The organism is Methylocystis sp. H4A (assembly GCF_015709545.1).
In the GTDB taxonomy this organism is placed as follows: domain Bacteria; phylum Pseudomonadota; class Alphaproteobacteria; order Rhizobiales; family Beijerinckiaceae; genus Methylocystis; species Methylocystis silviterrae.
In genome coordinates this window covers 97,617-115,776 of sequence record NZ_JADNQY010000026.1, presented here as the reverse complement: position 1 = coordinate 115,776, position 18,160 = coordinate 97,617, and the positions used below count along the sequence as shown (strand labels likewise).

Sequence of the window (18,160 nt, the reverse complement as noted above, 5' to 3'; positions counted from 1 at the left end):
CCGAGTGAATCACGATTAGCTGCAAGCGCTGCGCCCAACCACGAGATCCTGAAGCGTGATGTGGCTGGCGAGATCGGACCCAAGAAAGACCTCCGCCCTCGCGATCTCCTCGGACCGGTCCGCCGCCTGATCGGATTCTGCTGGCTTCGACGCCGCACGGTGACTGCGTACGAGTCGCTTTGTTTACAACTTAAGCACAAAGTACTAGCTACTTTGGAATGAGAATAAATACAAGTAATATATGGTACATATGTCACATTTCGCTTAAAATACTTCCGAAATGACGGTTACATAATTGACGAAAAAAAATTATCCGCGCTATGTGCAGCATACAAAGCGAGGCATCGCGCTGCACAATAGTAGAGGCGGAAGAATGACCAAGAAACATTCCAGATTTTCCTGCCTGGACATCTCGGTGATCGGGAAAAAATCCCTGCTTGTATGTAGTCTCGGTGCGCCGGTCGTGATCGCTCTCGAAGTCGCATCGGCCCTGGCGCAGAACGGCTCGCAAACATTGCCTCCGGTGACCGTGGATGCGCCGCGCGAAAAACCGCAAGCCAAACCGCGGCAACAAACGCTACGCCCTGTCGCATCGAACGCACAGGCGAGCAGCGTTCATCCGAGCGGCCCGAGACCGCACGTGGCTTCGACGCCGCACGGCGCGACTTCCGCCGCCCCGCAGGTCGGTCCTCCACTCCTCTCCGGCGCAAGCGGCGTTGCGCCGTCTCCGCCAACGGGCGAAATCGGCAATCTTCCACCGGCCTATGCCGGAGGCGAGGTCGCTCGCGGCGGCCGGCTCGGCATGCTCGGCAATCGCGATTTCATGGATACGCCGTTCAATATGACGAGCTACACGTCGGCGCTGATCGAAAACCAGCAGGCGCGCACCTTGCAGCAGGTCTTGGAGAACGATCCGTCGGTCCGCATGGCCACGTCGGCCGGGCACATTCGCGAGAATTTCAGAATTCGCGGATTTCCGGTGCTCGGCAGCGAACTCGCGCTCAACGGCATGTATGGTCTCTCGCCCGACGGACATGTGCCGACCGAATTCCTGGAGCGCGTCGAAGTGCTCAAGGGGCCGGGCGCGCTGCTCAATGGCATGGCGCCGTTCGGCGCGGTCGGCGGCTCGATCAACCTCGTCACCAAACATGCCGGCGACGCGCCGATCACCAGCGTCAGCACGGATTACACATCCAGTTCTCAGTTCGGCACGCATATCGACGTCGGCCGGCGCGGCGGCGACCACAATCAGTTCGGCATTCGCTACAACGGCGTATATCGCAGCGGCGGGACCGCGCTCGACGAGCAGTGGAAAGTGCGGGGCCTGAACGCGCTGGCGCTCGATTTCCGTGAAGAGCGCGTCAGGCTGTCGATTGACGCCTATCACAGCCAAGAAATTTTCAAGAACGGCAGCGCGTTCATGGCGAGCTTCACGGGCGTCGGCGTCGCCGCGGCGCCTCATTCAAGCAAGAATCTCTTCATCGGCTCCAACGCGCGTTTCGAGAATGCAGCCGTCGTCGCGCGCGGCGAACTGGATGTCGCTGAGAATGTCACCGTTTTCGCCGGCATCGGCTTTCTGGACAGCCGAAACTTCGGCTTCACCAATGGAACCCAGGCGCAAGGCGTGAACCTGCTCGGCAACTACTCCAAAGCCCGAATCGTCAATCTGCGCGGCTATACCAATACGCTGTCGACGCAGGGCGGCATTCGCGGCCAGTTGGACACGGGACCGCTGCACCATCAATTCGTGCTGAGCGCCTCGGCGCTGAAATTAAGCAGTAGTTCCGAATTCGGCGCTGTCACGCCATACAGCTCCAACATTTATGTGCCCGTCGTGCCGCCTCAGGCGCCTCCTCCGCCGGTCGTGCCGAACACGGCGTTCCGTCTCGGCCAACCCTATTTCGCGACCGATCCGAGAAAGACCGGAGAGACCTATCTGGCGAGCCTCGCCTTCGCCGACACCATCTCGGCCTTCGATGAACGCATCCAGCTCATCGGCGGCCTGCGCAGCCAGCGGGTGATGACCAAGACGTTCCAGGCCAATACGGGCATAGAGACGAACGCCTATGACAGCCATCGTCTCTCGCCGGCCTTTGCGCTGATCGTCAAGCCGTTCGACAATCGGCTGTCGCTTTACGCCAACTATATCGAGGGCCTCAGTCAGGGGTTACGAGTCACCAATCCCTCCGCAACCAATTACAATGAGACGTACCCGCCGTTCGTCTCCAAGCAGATCGAGACTGGCGCGAAGCTCGATTTGGGCATTCTCGCGAATACCCTGAGCTTCTACGAGATTACGCAACCGACTCTTTCCACCGTGACTACGGGCGGCCTGCTCAGTTACAAGCCCGTCCAACAACGCAATCAGGGCATCGAGTGGAACGTCTTTGGCGAGCCGATCCCGGGCGTCCGCGTGCTCGGCGGCGTCTCTTATATGATCGGCGTCATCACTCAGAGTGCAGACGGAAAGACTACCGGAAAGAACGCCTTCGGCATTCCGAGATGGCAGGCGAACTTCTATGGCGAATGGGACCTTCCCTATCTGGTCGGGGTGACCGTGGAAGGCCGCGTCATCTATACGAGCGCCCTCTATGTCGACTCGTTGAACTATTACCGAATTCCTGAATGGGCGCGTTTCGACGCGGGCGTTCGCTATGCGACGAAGATATACGGCGTGGATATGACGATGCGGGCGAATGTGAACAATCTGTTCGACCATAGCTATTGGTCTGGGTCGTACAACGACGGTTTCGCCACGCTCGACGCGCCGCGCACGGTCCTCCTGTCGACGACGTTCAACTTCTAAGGATAGGGAGCGGACGTTGAATCTCTCGCCCGAAGCTCTTCAATTCGCATCCTGCATCTCCGTCGCGACGGGCGCCGCCAGCCTCTATCTCGGCGCGCGGAACCAGCGCTGGCTGTCGCGGCCGCTGCCTGGCTTGTGGAGCGGCGTCATTGGCGCGGCGGCGCTGCTTCTCGGCGTTTTTCTGTGGAGTCGGACGGTTCAGCTTTCAACTGCGATTTTCGGGACGCTCGCCCTGCTCATGCTTCTGTTCATCGCTTTTCCGTGCCTGGGGGCGCTGCGAACCTTCATCAGGAAGGCGCCATGAGTCAGATCCGACGCGATTGGATTAGCAAAACCTCGGCCGGCGCCATTCTGGGCTTCAGCCTCGCGATCGCGCTTGCGGGGCTGTTTGCCTGGCTCAGTCCCGGCGGATTGGCGACTCCAAATAAATTTCAGCTCGTGATGTGGCTGATCGCGCCGATCTGGCTGACGACGCTGAGCCTGTGTTTCTTCTTCTCGAGCGGTATGCGCGCCTGGCTCTGGCTGGGCGGCGTAAATCTACTGGCATACGCCGGCCTATTCGCCTGCCGCCTCCTCCTTCGCTAATTGGGACAACGCACGATGCGCAGCGACGTTGTTCGACTCTATAAGGTTGTTCATACGTGGACAGGCATCACCGCCGGGATGTTTCTGTTCATCGCCTTCTACGCCGGCTCCATCACGGTGTTCGCCGAGCCGCTCGCGCGCTGGGTTTCATCCCCGGCTCCAGTCCGCCTCACCGTCCTTGCCCGATCGGATGAATTGATCGCGCACACGCTTGCCGCTCGGCCTGACGCAGCGAAGGAATTCACACTTTATCTGACCGATACCGAAGATCTTTGGGCGCGCCTCACATGGCGGAAAGGCAAGGACGACAAGACGCCGTGGTCGGCGGAGCTCTCTCCCGAAGGCGACTTGCGCCTGGCGCAGTCATATCGCTCGAGTCTTGCCGACTTCGTCGACAACATTCACCGAACCGCTGGCATTCCAGGCGCCAATGACATCGGCGAGATCATCATGGGCGTCGTGAGCGCCGTCTATGCCGTCGCGCTTGTGTCGGGCTTGATCATCGTTCTGCCTTCGCTCGTTAAGGATCTCTTCGCCCTGCGGATAAGCCCCAATCTCAAGCGCATGTGGCTTGACGCGCATAATGTCGTAGGCATCGTCAGCCTACCGTTCCACATCGTCATCGCGCTGAGCGCGGTCGTATTCTGCCTGCACGAGCCGCTGTACGACACGCTCGACTACGTCGTCTACGATGGGCGCCTGAAGTCGATCATGGCCGCGAGCAACCCCTTCAACTCTGTCAAGAAGGACGAGCGACCCGCGCCCATGCTGCCCGTCAACACGCTCCTTGAGCGGGTGAAGGCGGCGTCGCCGAGTTTCGTCCCCGCCGAGATGCGTTACCGAAACGCTGGGCTTCGTGGCGCGTCCGTTCAAGTTTGGGGATACGACAGCCGCTATATGACGAGAGGAAAGGGGTTTGCGGTCATCAGTCCGGTCACGGGCGAGATTGTGAACACGGACTATCTTCCAGGCAGAGAGGGAACTTGGACGGGCGTCGTGGCGACGTTTTTCGCCCTGCATTTCGCCACCTTCGGCGGCGATGTCGTGCGCGTCTGCTATTTTCTTCTCGGCATCGCGGGCGCCTTCCTCTTCTATTCCGGCAATTTGCTTTGGATTGAGTCTCGCCGGCGTACTGAACGGCGAAACGGCGGGCCTGTAAATCAGAAGACATCGACGCGGCTGATGTCCGCCGCCACGGTCGGCGTTTGTCTCGGCGCGATCTGCGCGATCTCCATCACGATCGTGGCGGCGAAATGGTTGAACGGCCGCGTCGCGAACATCGATGTGTGGCACAATGGCGTTTATTACGCCGTGTTCCTTGCGAGCGTCGTTTGGTCGTTTCTCAGGGGAGCGGCCGCGGCTGGCGTTGAGCTTCTCTGGCTTGCCGCGATAGCCGCCGCAGCAATTCCTTTCACCTCACTGTTCAGTTGGGCATCGCCTGCGCTCGGCATGCAAGGCTCGGCGAGCATGGCCGCGCTCGGCGTCGACCTCGTCGCGCTTTCCGCCGCCCTATGCTTCGTCTGGATGGCGCGCTCCGCAGCTCATCGCGTGCAATATGGGCCTGCAGACAGTGTTTGGGCCGCGTCTCACCGGCAATTGCAGGAGGCGGCGCGATGACGACGCCTTGCCAGCAATTGTTGAAAGGCCGTTTCGGCCGAGACGTGGGTTCCGATCGCTGGTGGCGTCGGGTCGCCATCGAAGGCTGTCCAATTGTCCAGGCGATAGGCGGGGACCGGGCGCGCGTCTTGTTCTTGTGGCGTGATCCTGACGGCGATGCGACGACCTCAAGGACTCGATGCGTCTATATCGATATCTGCTCAGTCACTGATCATCATAGTAATGAACCCGCCTCTTTGGAGCGGATCGCCGGAACGGATGTCTGGCATTGGTCCTTCGAGGTAGAGGCTGAATGGCGCGGAAGCTATTGCTTCATTCCTCTCGATGACAACCATCTCCATGGCGCGCGCGGCGCTGAAAGCGAAATGTCGCCGAAGGATTGGTGGCGCGCCGCACTAAAGTTCGCTCAGACCGATTCGTTGAACCCCAACCTTAGCCATGTCGGCCTGCGCGGACAGCCGTTATCCGCCGCACATCTTCCACAGGCGCCGTTGCAAACGGCATGGCGAGACGTCGACCGCAACAGCCGACCCGCGGCCGATCAGAGCCGCCTGCATCGAATGGAATGGAACAGCGCTCGGCTGCGCAACAGCCGCCGTGTTTGGATTTATCGCACGGGCGCGACGCCTAAAGAAAGCAAGCTTCCTCTCGTCGTGCTCCTGGACGGCCAATATTGGGCCGAAGCCATGCCGGTCTTCGCTGCCCTGGACCATGCCACGCTCGCCGACTTGCTCCCGCCCAGCGTCTATGTGCTCATCGATTCGCTCAACGCAGACATGCGTCGTCGCGAACTCGCGTGTGACGAAGCCTTTCTGGAGGCCGTTCAGCGGGAGCTTTTGCCAATCGTGGCAGGCCTCGCGCCGTACGGCCACGATCCGAGCAAGACCGTCATCGCTGGACAGAGTTTTGGCGGACTTGCGGCGCTTTTCGCCGGCCTTCGCTCGCCAGAGTGTTTTGGTTGCGTGCTCAGCCAATCTGGCTCGTTTTGGTGGCCGGGAGGTTATGCGCGGGAGGATCTGCGGCCGCACGTTCCTGATACTCTCGGCGATGCGCGAGACGTCGTCGCCGATTTGATCGAGAGCAGCAAAAGCGGCGCTTCCCGTCTTCGCGTCTTCCTTGAGGCTGGAAGCTTTGAGAAAATCATTCGCGTCGCCAGCGACCGCGTTCATCGGACTCTCATCGACGCAGGGCACGACGCCCACTATCGCGTCTATTCGGGCGGGCACGATCCGCTTTGCTGGCGTGGCGGATTGCTCGACGGACTGTCCTTTCTGCTCGCCGACCATCGTGCCGCGCCAGCTGGCGCTCCGGCGTCTCGCTCGGACGCCTCAAGATTAGCAATTACAAACGCGACGGAGTGAATGTGTGAACGACGCGCAGCCAAACCCATTCGACGACGAAAGCCTTACGTTCCTCGTTCTGGTCAATTCCCAGGGCCAGCACAGTCTGTGGCCGACATTCGCCCCACAGCCCGCGGGCTGGCGACGGCTCTTCGGTCCCAGCGATCGGAACGACTGCGTAAAATTCGTCGATGAATATTGGACCGACATGCGCCCGCAGTCGCTTCGTGACGCTTTTCGTCCGCGCTAACCGAATGACTTCCTAGTCAGCCTTTCTTTCGAGAGGAACGACAAGTGCTTCTTGCTCCGCCTTTGCGACCTTCCGTGCCGAGTGAGCTTGAACTCCCCCTCATTGCCGCGCAGCCGGGCATCTGGATGGGGGATCAAGTTTCCCCGACGCGAAACGCCTTCATCGTCGCGCAATACGTAGAGTTGAAGGGCGCCGTGGATGTCGAATCTTTCCGCCTGGCCATTCGCATCGGACTTTCCGAGGCTGATACGATTCATGCACGGTTTATCGAGGCAGAGGGCCGGCTCTCGCAAATCATTCCTCAACGCAGAAACGCGGAGGACTTGCCCGATCCGGATGTCGTTGACCTTAGCGAAGAGCCCGATCCGGAGGCTGCAGCGCTTGCCTTCATGCGCGCCGATCTGGCGGCGGATCTGTCGTTGGATGGCGACGCGTTGCTTTACCGGCACGTTCTGATTCGCCTCGGTGAAACATCGATTGGCGAGCGTTGGTTTTGGTACCAGCGATACCACCATATGATGGTCGACGGTTTCAGCTTTACGGCCATCGCGCGGCGCATCGCTGAGATCTATACGACGCTAAGGCGCCGAAAGCCGTTAGGGGATTCGCCTTTCACTTCCTTCTCTGAGGTGGTCGAAGAATACCAATCCTACGAGGGCTCGAAGGCGCAGGAAGCAGACCGACGCTTTTGGCTGGACCACGCCCAAAATCTGCCGACCCCGATCGCATTGTCGCAGCCGAGCGCGAGGACCCCGCAGGCCGGGGCTGTGTCCTTGCCGCTGCGGCGAAGAATATCTCTTCCGCCAGACGTTATGACGGCGTTCGAGACGCAAGGCGCCGCGGTTCGCGTCTCCGGCGTCGAAATGGCGATGGCGGCCGTCTTTGCGTATCTGCATCGGATGAGCGGCGCGACGCGATTGACGGTCGGCATGCCCTTTATGCGACGCATGGGATCCATTGCGCTCTTCGCCGCAGGTCCTGTCGTCAACGTCCTTCCTGTACAGCTGAGCATCGCACCATCGATGTTGCTGTCGGAGGCGGCGACAGCGCTTGCCTCCGAATTGAAGGCGGTGCGCCGGCGCCAACGGTACGAAGCCGAACAGCTGCGGCGAAATCTTGGGTTGGTTGGTTCGGATCGATCGCTCTACGGGCCGATGCTCAATCTCAAGATGTTCGATTATCGGCTTGATTTCGATGGCGTCGCGGGCGTGACGCATCAGCTGGCGTCGGGGCCAGTCGAAGACGTGGAAGTCGATCTTTATGTTGACGACGGCAGGTTGACGATCGATCTCGTCGCGAATAGCGATCGCTACGACAAGCAAGATCTGGAATTGCACGCGAAGAGGCTCGCCTGCCTCGTGGAGCGCCTCGCGGAAGATCCCAAGCTTGCGATCGGCGCGTCGCCGCTCCTGACCGAAGGCGAGCGCGCGCTGATCGCGGCGGCGAACGACACCGCAAAAGATGTTCCACGGCTAACATTATGCGACATGCTCGCCGCCCAGGCGGCAAAGACGCCAGACGCTATAGCGCTCGTTGATGCAGACCATGCGTTCACTTATCGGGAGGTTCGGCGCCAGGTCTCTCGACTAGCGCAAATGCTTGCAGACGCGGGGGTGGTCGCCGAAGACCATGTCGCCGTGGCGCTTCCCCGTTCCGTTCATTTGAGCCTTGCGATCATGGCGGTGCTGGAGACGGGCGCCGCATACCTGCCTCTCGACATCAATTATCCCGACGAGCGACTGTCCTTTATGGTCGAGGACGCAGCGCCGCGCTTGATCATCACCTGTGAGAATCTGCGAAGCCGCTTCGAAAAGATGGGGCGGGTTCTGATTTTCGATGAACTCACGCCCGACATCGAAGAACATTCGTTCGCGCCCAACACGGCGCTCACAACCGGCCACCCGGCCTATATCATCTACACGTCAGGCAGCACCGGGAAGCCGAAGGGCGTCGTTGTCTCTCACGGCGCGATCGTCAATCTCCTGTACTGGCTTCAAGACGAATACTCGCTGACCGCCGATGACGTTATGTTGCAGAAGACGCCCTGCAGCTTCGATGTCTCGGTCGGCGAGTTCTTCTGGCCGCTGACGTGCGGCGCGCGTCTCGTGATGGCGCCGGAAGAAGTCGACCGTGATCCGGAAGCGCTGCTTCAGGTCATTCGCGACTATCGAATCACGACCATGAATTTCGTCCCGTCGCTGCTTGCCGCCTTTGTCGCCGGCGTTCGGACGACGGCGAACGCCGCGCGCGACGCAATAAGTCTGCGTGCGGTGTTTTGCATTGGGGAGGCCTTGTCGAAGGAACTCGCTGAAGCTTTCGAGAACCTGTTTCACGCCCCGCTTCATAATGTTTACGGACCGACCGAAGCGACGGTCGAGGTGACCTATCAACCTGCATTCGGACAAGCGCTCGCGTCGGCGCGTGGACCGGGCGTGCCGATCGGGCGCCCGTTGTGGAACACAGGCTTGCGCATATTGGACGCGCGCTTGCGTCCTGCGCCGATCGGCGTCGCCGGCGATCTCTATCTGACGGGCGCGCAACTCGCGCAAGGCTATAGGCGCCGCGCTTCGCTGACCGCCAGCCGATTCGTCGCCGACCCGGAGGCCAACGGCGAACGCATGTATCGCACCGGCGACATCGCGCGCTGGCTGCCTGACGGAACCGTCGATTATCTTGGTCGTAGCGACGATCAGCTGAAAATTCGCGGCCAGCGAATCGAGCTCGGCGAAATCGAAAGCGCTTTGCGGGACCAGCCTAGCGTCGGGCAGGCGGCCGTCGTCGCGCGAATTCTTGGCGGTGGAGAGGCGGCGGCGCTCGCGTCCGATGCGCGCCAGTTGATTGGCTATGTCACGCCCGCAATGCCCGGCGACGCGCTCGACGGCGAAGCGCTTCGCGCGGGGCTGGGGAAGGGCCTTCCGGCCTATATGACGCCGGTTGCGATCATGGTTTTGGAAGAATTTCCGCTGAGCGCCAACGGCAAACTCGATCGGAAGGCTTTGCCCGATCCGTCCGAGGCGGCTCAATCAAAAAGTCGTCAGCCGCTTCCCGGACGCGAAACGATGCTGGCCGAACTTATCGCTGGCATCTTGCGCGTGGACCACGTCGGCGCCGATGATGATTTTTTTCTTCTGGGCGGCGACAGCATTTCCGCGATAGGCCTTTGCACGGCGCTGCGTCGGCGCGGCGCCCTGTTGCGTCCGCGTGACATTTTTGAATGCCGAAGCGTCGCGCGCATGGCTCAGGCGCTCGAGTCGCAGGCGCCCACGCCGTCCGTAGCAACTCTTGAGTCCAACGAAATCAGCGAGGCGGAGCTAGATGCGTTGCGGGAGCGTTACGGTCCAATCGCCGCCGTATTGCCTGCATTGCCGTTGCAAGAAGGACTGCTGTTCCATGCCCGGCTCGGCGAGCAAGCCAGCCGCTACAACGCAATCTCCCGCTTTGACATCGCAGGTCCGCTTGACGTCGAAAGACTTAAGGATGCGCTGGAGACGCTGCTCCGCCGCCACCCTCAGCTGGCCGCCATCTTCGACGTTCAACACGGCGCGGCGCTGCAAATCCTTCCGCTGCTCGATGAGGGTTCCAGTCTACGTCACTGGCCATGGAAGCGTTGCAATCTCGACGCATGCGATGAAGAGCAGCAGTTCGCCGAACTCGATCGTCTCGAGCGGGCGGAGCTCGATCGGGAGTTTCTTGGCGCCGAGGCGCAGGAGCGGATGATGGCGCAGGCGACGCTCGTGTGCCTTGCCGCAGACAGGCATGTTCTGCTCATCTGCTCGCATCATTTGATCGGCGACGGCTGGTCTTCAACGATCATGCTGCGGGAGCTGCTCGGCGCCTATGCGGGTCATGCGCTGCCGCCTCTCACGCCGGATTATCCGACAGTCGTGCGTCGCCTCGCAAGCCGCGACCCGGCCCCAGCGCGTCTCGCATGGCGAGAGGCGCTGCAGGGCGTTGCGCCGACATTGCTGTTTGAAGACACGAAGCGCTTCGACGCCATTCATGAGCTGCCGCTTAATCTTCGGCCCGGGTTCCTGGAAGAGCTGGAGGCGCTGCGCCGCAGCCGCGGGCTGACGCTCAACACGTTGATGCAAGGCGTGTGGGGCGCATTCCTTGCAGCAATGACGGGTCGCAACGATGTCGTCTTCGGATCGCCAATGTCGGGCCGTTCCGAGGCGATCGAAGGCGTCGAAGCGCATATCGGACTTTTCACCAACACGCTGCCGGTCCGCTTGCGGCTGCGCCCGGATCAGCCGCTGCTCGAGCAGCTTGCCAATGTCCAGCAGCGGCAAATTCGCCTGCTGGAGCATGACGGCGTTGGGCTTGGCGAGATCCAGCGGCTGTGCGGTGTTCCGAACCTGTTCGACACATTGCTCGTGGTGGAGAATTATCCGGAAGACGCGAACCTGTTCGCAGCGGACTTTGGCGGTCTGCGATGCGTCGGCGCCCGAAACCGCGGCTATACGCATTATCCTTTGACGCTGATGGTTCTGCCGGGCCGCGAACTGGAGCTGCGGCTCGAATATCGCGAAGGCGTCAAGGAGCCGGAGCGCATTGCCTGCCGTGTGACGAGACTGCTGGAGCAGATCGTCGACCGACCCGACGCGCCGCTCTCTGCGATGGACGTTCTGCTCCCAGAGGAGCGAGATCTGCTCGCGCGCGTCAACACGACGAAGGTGGCGAATCATCCGAGCACCCTGTGCGAACTGCTGGCGGACCAGGCGCAGTGCACGCCGGACGCCATAGCGCTGGTCGACGGCGATCATGCGCTGTCCTACCGTGAGGTTCGGCGGCAAGTGACGGCGCTCGCGCGCAACTTCTTGGCCATCGGCGTCACGACCGGCGACATCGTCGCGATTGCGCTGCCGCGCTCTGTTCGACTCGTCATCGCGCTGATGGCCGCGCAAGAAGTGGGCGCCGCCTATCTGCCGCTCGACACCAGCTATCCGGAAGAACGTCTTGCTTACATGGTGCAAGACGCTCGACCTCGCCTCATCGTCACGACGCGTGATCTGCAGGAGCGCTTCGAGCAATTGGGCGCATCGCTCGTCTATGATGAGCTGTTGGATGGTCCGAACGAAGACAGCTTAAAGAGCGTAATCCGCCCAAGCCCCGACGATGCAGCCTATGTCATCTATACCTCCGGCTCGACGGGTCGTCCTAAGGGCGTGACGGTCTCTCACAACGCGATCGTCAATCGTTTGCGCTGGATGCAGCATGAGTACCGACTGAGCGCTGACGACGTCGTTTTGCAGAAGACGCCAAGCAGCTTCGATGTTTCAGTATGGGAATTTTTTTGGCCGCTGATTACGGGCGCGCGTCTCGTCGTCGCCCCGCCCGAAGCGCATCGTGATCCACGCGAGCTACTTCGGCTCATTCAGGACCACCGGGTCAGCGTGATCCATTTCGTTCCATCAATGCTCGCGACCTTCGTCGCGACGGGCAAATCCGAGTCCGCCCATGCGGCGGACTCCAGCAGTTTGCGTCTCGTCTTCTGCAGCGGCGAAGCCCTGTCAAAGGAATTGGTCCGGTCCTATGAGACGCTGTTTGGCGCGCCTTTGTATAACCTCTACGGTCCGACGGAGGCGGCCGTCGACGTCACCTATCAACAGGCCTGCGGAGTAGGCGCAGACGACGCTGCTGAGGCGGCCAGCGTTCCCATCGGCAGACCTGTGTGGAACACAGGCCTGCGGGTTCTCGACGGTTGGCTTCGGCCGACGCCCGTCGGAGTCGCTGGCGAACTTTATCTTTCTGGCGTGCAACTTGCCGATGGTTACCTCGGCCGCCCGTCGCTCACGGCCGGTCGGTTCGTCGCCGATCCTTTTGCGGACGGCGGGAGAATGTATCGTACAGGCGATATCGTCCGCTGGCTCGCGAACGGAACCATCGAATATCTTGGTCGAGGCGACGACCAGATCAAGATCCGCGGTCAGCGGATCGAACTCGGCGAAATCGAAAGCGTGCTGCTGGAGCAGCCCGGCGTCGCGCAGGCCGCAGTCATTGCAAGAGCGACGGGCGAACGAGTCGGCGGCGGCGCCGATGAGCGTCAGTTGATCGTCTATGTCGTTCCATCAAGAGATACGGAGCTTGATGGCGAGGCGTTGCGCAGCGCGCTTTTGCGTCGTCTCCCAGGCCATATGACTCCGACGGCTGTCATCTGCCTCAAGGAATTTCCGCTGAACGCCAGCGGCAAACTGGACAGGAAGGCGTTGCCGGCGCCGGGAAGCGCACTTCATCGCCAAGGCCGCAAGCCGCTTCCGGGAATTGAAACGACTCTTTCAGAAATATTCGCGCGTGTTCTTGGAATTGATGAGGTCAACGCCGACGACGACTTCTTCGCGCTCGGCGGACATTCCTTGCTCGCTATGCAACTCGCCGCGGAGTTGGAGACGGAATTCAAGACGCCTGTCTCCGTTGGCGAAGTCATCGTCAATTCGAGCGTTGAGCGGCTTGCGCGCGCGCTTTTCGAGGAACAAGCGGGCGAAGAGCGCAAGGCGGGCTTCGGCGAAGTGCTGCATCTTCGCTCGGGCGCCGATGCGCCGCTGATCTGTATTCACCCCGCGTCAGGCTTTTCGTGGCAGTTCAGCGTCCTCACCCGCTATCTCCAAAGCGACTGCCCCGTGATCGGACTCCAGTCGCCGCGGCCGAACGGAGTCATCGCCGTCTGCGATACGATGGATGAGGTCTGCAAGAGACATCTCGAAACGATCCGCAACATACAGCCTCGCGGACCCTACCGGCTGCTCGGCTATTCGCTTGGCGGAGTTGTGGCGCAGGCGATCGCCGCGCGACTCGTCGAAGAGGGCGACGCCATCGAATTCCTCGGATTGCTCGACACCTATCCGCCAGAAATTCAGGACTGGAGCAGACCGCCGACGGAAGACGAAGAGCGAGAGATCGAGAAGGAGCGCGCGCTGTTCATGAACGCCTCCAAAGATGCTCTCGACTCGGCCTTGGCGAAGGAGAAGGCCGAGATGTTCGGTAATATCATGAGGAACTACGAAGATTCAGTGCGTCTTCTCTCCACCGCGAAGACAGCGCGCTATCCCGGAGCGGCGACGCTATTCGTAGCGAGGCGGACCTTGCCGCCGGGAATGGACGTCCAGGAGACCTGGCGTCCCTATGTGGGCCAGCTCAACGTCGTCGTCCTGGACTGCGCCCACACGGACATTGTCTCTCCGCGCTCCCTGCAGGCTTTGGGGCCAATCCTCAATGGCTTGCTGCGCGACAGAGAGGCGAGGAGCTAGGGGATGGATACTCAGCACTCCCCAGAAGCGTCGCAAGAGACGCGCAACGAAGGCCATGCCGTATCGTCGGGTTCGTCTCGTGATCCGGCGGGCGCCGTCGCCAAGAACATCGCCAAGAACATCGCCAAGAACATCGCCAAGAACAAATCTACTCTGCTGATGGACCTTAGCCTGCTGCGCGACAATGCAGCGTTTCGTACCGTCGTCATCGCTCGAACCCTGTCGGTGTTTTCGCTGGGCATGCTGACAGTGGCGGTCCCAGTTCAAATCCAGGAATTGACCGGCTCGCCCATGCAAGTCGGAATTTCCATGGCGCTTGGCGGCGGCGGCGCCTTCGCCGGGCTGTTGGCGGGTGGGGTGCTTGCGGACCGGTGGGATAGGCGCAAGCTCATCCTCTTTGCGCGATCTGTGTGCGGCCTTGGCTTCGCGGCGCTCGCCGTCAATGGCTTCAGCTCGTCGCCCTCAGTGCTGGCGATCTATGCGTTGGCGCTGTGGGACGGATTTTTCAGCGCGCTCGGCGTTACTGCGCTGCTCGCGGCTACGCCTTTTCTCGTCGGCCGCGAAAATCTTGGATCTGCCGGCCAGTTCAACATGCTGACGGTCCGCATGGGCGGAATCCTCTCTCCGGCGCTCGGCGGGATGGTGATTGCGTCTTTCGGCGTCGGCTGGAATTACCTCGCAGCCGCGATCGGCGCGCTGCTGACCGTCGCTCAGCTCATGCGGCTTCCGCCGATGCCTCCCGCCAGACGCGAACCGCAGCACCCGCTGCGCGCGCTCGGGGCGGGCATAGGCTATCTTTTCGTCAACAGGCTTGTCGGCGCCGTCGTCGCGGTGGGGGCGCTTGTCAGTCTCGGCGGCGGCGTTCGCATTCTCATGCCGGCGCTTGCCGAGGATGTGTACCGCGTCGGGCCGTCGGCGGTGGGGATGATGTATGCCGCTGCGCCGCTTGGCGCGACGGTGGCGGCCTTAACGGGCGGTTGGCTCGGCGGCTTTGCTCGTTCCGGAGCGCTACTGCTCGCAAGCGGCGCGGCAGCTTTCGTCGCGCTCGGGTCGCTCGGATTTATCAGCTATCCTGTGGTCGCCTTTGTGGCGCTGGCGGGCTTTGGCTATTTGAGCTCGATCGCATCGCTTCTGCAGTTCACTCTTGTCCAACGCCACACGCCGGAACATTTGTTGGGCCGGGTCAATGGTCTATGGGCCGCTCAGGCGGTCACCGGCGACGCGTTTGGCGCGCTTGCGCTTGGAGGCCTGACTCGCGTTTTTCCGCTGACGTCAGCGGTTCTCATTTTCAGCCTTGTCGCGCTTCTTTCAAGCGGGGCGATGGCGATCGGATTTCGTTCGCTTCGTTTCGCCTCGTTAAAGAAAAGCGAGGATTTCCCTTCGACCGCCGCCGACAGAACAGCCGCAGCCTCAATTCTTGAAGAGTGAGAAGGCTTGATGCGCCGGGCGCGCATGTAAGGCCTTTGATGAAGAAATTCGATAGCAGAAGAGGTGCGACAATGAATGCGGTTAGTCTTCCTCCATCACATTCAAGCATTGAAGCGAACCCCACCTTCTTGTTCACCTCGCCGCACCGCAGCATCAAAGCGTTCGGCGTCGCCGAGGAAATTTGCCTTTCGGCGTGTGGCGCGGCGCATTCGGATAGTTTCCTGCAGACGGCCGTGCAGGGTGCAATCAATCGGGCGCGGCGGGCCGGACAGGCGAATCCCATCGTCGCGGGCGCCATTCCCTTCGACATTCGGCAGCCCTGCTCATTGTTCGTGCCAATGAGCTATACGGCTTTCGCGAGAGAGACGCTGATGGTCGAAGAGCGACGCTCGGAGCGCGCGCCCACGGTGCTCGGCATGCGTAGCCTCCCCGACAAGGACGCCTTTAAAGACGCCGTCACGCGCGCGATCACAAGCTTTCGCGCCGGGAAAATGTCGAAAGCGGTTCTATCCCGCATCCTCGAAATCGAACTCGCGCAACCGGTCGACGTCGCAGCGATCTTGAACGCCTTGGTGAAGCAAAATCCCAGCGGCTATCATTTCAAGGCGCCTTTGGGCGATGGCGCGATATTGCTTGGCGCAAGTCCAGAGCTCCTGATCCGAAAGGACGGAGCCGCCATTCGTTCTAATCCCTTGGCCGGTTCGGCCAAACGCAGATCGGACCCGGACGAGGATCAATTGGCGAGCCGCACGTTGTTGCAGTCGAACAAGGACAATTTCGAACACAGGCTCGTCGTGGAGGAAATACAGGAAGCGCTGGAGCCCGTATGCAAAGCTCTAACGACGCCCACTGAGCCAGCGCTCATGAACACGTCGACGATGTGGCATCTCTCGACATTGATCACCGGCGAACTGGCCAACCACCACACGTCGGCGCTTCAACTTGCCTGTCGGCTGCATCCGACGCCTGCGGTCTGCGGTTATCCAACCGCTGAGTCGCGGTCGCTGATTAGCGCTCTGGAGCCATTCGACCGCGGGGTGTTCAGCGGCGCCGTCGGATGGTGCGATTCAGCGGGCGATGGCGAATGGGCGGTGGCGATAAGGTGCGGAACGGTTCACGACAAAGCGATTCGACTCTTTGCCGGCGCCGGCATCGTCGAAGCGTCTGACCCGGAATCGGAATGGGCGGAAACTGAAGCCAAGCTCGGCACGATGCTGCGCGCCTTCGGAATAGAAACCGGGGAGCGCCCCGCATGCCGATAGAGTTCACGCCCTGGCCCAAAGTCTTTGCCCGCAGATATCGCGACAAAGGCTATTGGCGCGGCGAGCCGCTGACTGAAATTTTGCGATATACACGCCAGCATCGTCCCGACGGAGTCGCGCTGATTTGCGGCGATCGACATTTCACTTACGCTCAGCTCGACGCGAAGTCGTCGCGACTGGCGTCGAGCCTTGCACGGCGCGGAATCGAGCAAGGCGATACGGCTCTGGTTCAACTTCCCAACATCGCCGAGTTTTACATCGTCTTTTTTGCGCTGCTCAAAATGGGCGTGGCGCCGGTCAATGCGCTGTTCAGCCACGACAGGCTGGAGATGACCGCCTATGCGCAACAGCTTCGGCCCAAGCTTCTGATCGCGTCGGCCGAACATCGGCTCTTCGCGGATGACGCCTTTGTCACAGGCTTACGGCGCTTCGCGCCGACATTAAGCGTCATCGCGATCCACGGGCGAATTGGATATGCCGAAAATCTAGAGTCGCTGTGGGAAAGTGACTTAGACGGCGCGGCGGACGAACCGCGCCCTTCTGCGGCCGATCAGGTGGCGTTTTTCCAATTGTCGGGCGGCAGCACCGGCGTTCCCAAGCTCATTCCGCGCACCCATGACGATTACTACTACAGCGTGCGGCGAAGCGCGGAAATCTGCCGCCTCACATCCGAGAGCCGCTATCTGTGCGCGCTTCCAGCACCCCATAATTTTCCGCTGAGTTCGCCCGGCGCGCTCGGCGTCTTTCACGCCGGCGGAACGGTGGTGATGGCGCGAAATCCGAGCGCGGATCTCTGCTTCGATCTCATTCGTCGTCACAAGGTGAACTTCACGGCCATCGTGCCGACGGTTGCTTCGTTATGGCTTGACGCCGCCGCCAACGACTCTCGCGAAGCGCCGAATCTCACAGTGATGCAGGTCGGCGGCGCGCGACTCAGCGAGACGGTCGCCCGCCAAATTGTCACGACCTTCGGTTGTCGGCTGCAGCAGGTTTTTGGCATGGCGGAAGGCTTGGTGAACTACACGGGTCTTGACGACGATCCCGAGCGCATTTTTACGACTCAAGGGCGGCCAATGAGTCCCGATGATGAGCTGAAAGTCGTCGATGCAGATGGCGAAGAGGTCGCCGCAGGCGAAGTCGGAGAGCTGCTGGCTCGTGGTCCATACACGATCCGGGGCTATTATCGCTCCCCAGAACATAACGCTCGCGCCTTCGATGAAGACGGATTCTATCACACGGGCGATCTCGTCGAGATGACGGCGGACGGATATGTGAAAGTCGTAGGCCGCAAGAAGGATCAGATCAACCGCGGCGGCGAGAAGATTCCTGCCGAAGAGATCGAAAATTTGCTGCTGCAGCACCGGGCGGTCGTGCACGCGGCGCTCATTTCCATGCCCGATTCCCTGATGGGAGAGAGAAGCTGCGCTTATATTGTCGCGAACGATGCCGCGTTAAGGCCGTTCGCTTTGCGAAAGCATCTGCGCAGCCAGGGAATTGCGGAATTCAAGCTCCCCGATCGTTTTGAATTCATCGATCAGATGCCGCTTACCGCCTTCGGTAAGGTCGACAAGCAAACGCTGCGCGATGACATCCAGGCAAAGCTCAACGTCTAAAAGCAAACAGGAATT

The 18,160-nt window shown here is 60.9% G+C and carries 10 protein-coding genes; all 10 read left to right on the top strand.

All coding sequences use genetic code 11. The features are described 5' to 3' along the window. The first annotated feature begins 373 nt into the window (after window positions 1–373). The 10 genes from IYW40_RS13580 (at window position 374) to IYW40_RS13535 (ending at window position 18,145) form a co-directional block, all read left to right on the top strand. The gene (locus IYW40_RS13580) at window positions 374–2,806 is read left to right on the top strand and encodes a TonB-dependent siderophore receptor (RefSeq protein ID WP_196400903.1); all 2,433 of its coding nucleotides are present in this window, start codon (window positions 374–376) and stop codon (window positions 2,804–2,806) included. Between the two features lie 16 nt (window positions 2,807–2,822). Then, window positions 2,823–3,110, top strand: coding sequence for a hypothetical protein (locus IYW40_RS13575; RefSeq protein ID WP_196400902.1), 288 nt, complete (start codon window positions 2,823–2,825; stop codon window positions 3,108–3,110). After that, the gene (locus IYW40_RS13570; protein WP_196400901.1) at window positions 3,107–3,391 is read left to right on the top strand and encodes a hypothetical protein; all 285 of its coding nucleotides are present in this window, start codon (window positions 3,107–3,109) and stop codon (window positions 3,389–3,391) included. The genes IYW40_RS13575 and IYW40_RS13570 overlap by 4 nt, the downstream gene beginning before the upstream one ends. A gap of 15 nt (window positions 3,392–3,406) precedes the next feature. Next, window positions 3,407–5,008 carry a PepSY-associated TM helix domain-containing protein gene (locus tag IYW40_RS13565; RefSeq protein WP_196400900.1) on the top strand — a complete coding sequence of 534 codons (1,602 nt, stop codon included), beginning with the start codon at window positions 3,407–3,409 and terminating at the stop codon, window positions 5,006–5,008. Then, window positions 5,005–6,369 (top strand): enterochelin esterase, encoded by a 1,365-nt coding sequence (fes, locus tag IYW40_RS13560; protein ID WP_196400899.1) that lies wholly within the window; start codon window positions 5,005–5,007, stop codon window positions 6,367–6,369. The genes IYW40_RS13565 and fes overlap by 4 nt, the downstream gene beginning before the upstream one ends. A 4-nt stretch (window positions 6,370–6,373) precedes the next feature. After that, window positions 6,374–6,598 carry an MbtH family protein gene (locus IYW40_RS13555; protein WP_196400898.1) on the top strand — a complete coding sequence of 75 codons (225 nt, stop codon included), beginning with the start codon at window positions 6,374–6,376 and terminating at the stop codon, window positions 6,596–6,598. Window positions 6,599–6,642: 44 nt separating this feature from the next. Then, window positions 6,643–13,842, top strand: a complete 7,200-nt coding sequence (locus IYW40_RS13550) for an amino acid adenylation domain-containing protein (RefSeq protein WP_348644279.1) — start codon at window positions 6,643–6,645, stop codon at window positions 13,840–13,842. A gap of 3 nt (window positions 13,843–13,845) precedes the next feature. Further along, window positions 13,846–15,270 carry an enterobactin transporter EntS gene (entS, locus tag IYW40_RS13545; protein ID WP_246720792.1) on the top strand — a complete coding sequence of 475 codons (1,425 nt, stop codon included), beginning with the start codon at window positions 13,846–13,848 and terminating at the stop codon, window positions 15,268–15,270. 71 nt (window positions 15,271–15,341) lie between these two features. Continuing rightward, complete coding sequence (locus IYW40_RS13540; RefSeq protein ID WP_196400896.1) at window positions 15,342–16,532, top strand: isochorismate synthase; 1,191 nt, start codon at window positions 15,342–15,344, stop codon at window positions 16,530–16,532. Continuing rightward, complete coding sequence (locus tag IYW40_RS13535) at window positions 16,523–18,145, top strand: (2,3-dihydroxybenzoyl)adenylate synthase (RefSeq protein WP_196400895.1); 1,623 nt, start codon at window positions 16,523–16,525, stop codon at window positions 18,143–18,145. The genes IYW40_RS13540 and IYW40_RS13535 overlap by 10 nt, the downstream gene beginning before the upstream one ends. Window positions 18,146–18,160: the final 15 nt, after the last annotated feature.

Coding starts and splice junctions, on each gene's coding strand:
- IYW40_RS13580 (WP_196400903.1), top strand. CDS start 374: ATGACCAAGAAACATTCCAGATTTTCCTGCCTGGACATCTCGGTGATC.
- IYW40_RS13570 (WP_196400901.1), top strand. CDS start 3,107: ATGAGTCAGATCCGACGCGATTGGATTAGCAAAACCTCGGCCGGCGCC.
- IYW40_RS13565 (WP_196400900.1), top strand. CDS start 3,407: ATGCGCAGCGACGTTGTTCGACTCTATAAGGTTGTTCATACGTGGACA.
- fes (WP_196400899.1), top strand. CDS start 5,005: ATGACGACGCCTTGCCAGCAATTGTTGAAAGGCCGTTTCGGCCGAGAC.
- entS (WP_246720792.1), top strand. CDS start 13,846: ATGGATACTCAGCACTCCCCAGAAGCGTCGCAAGAGACGCGCAACGAA.
- IYW40_RS13540 (WP_196400896.1), top strand. CDS start 15,342: ATGAATGCGGTTAGTCTTCCTCCATCACATTCAAGCATTGAAGCGAAC.
- IYW40_RS13535 (WP_196400895.1), top strand. CDS start 16,523: ATGCCGATAGAGTTCACGCCCTGGCCCAAAGTCTTTGCCCGCAGATAT.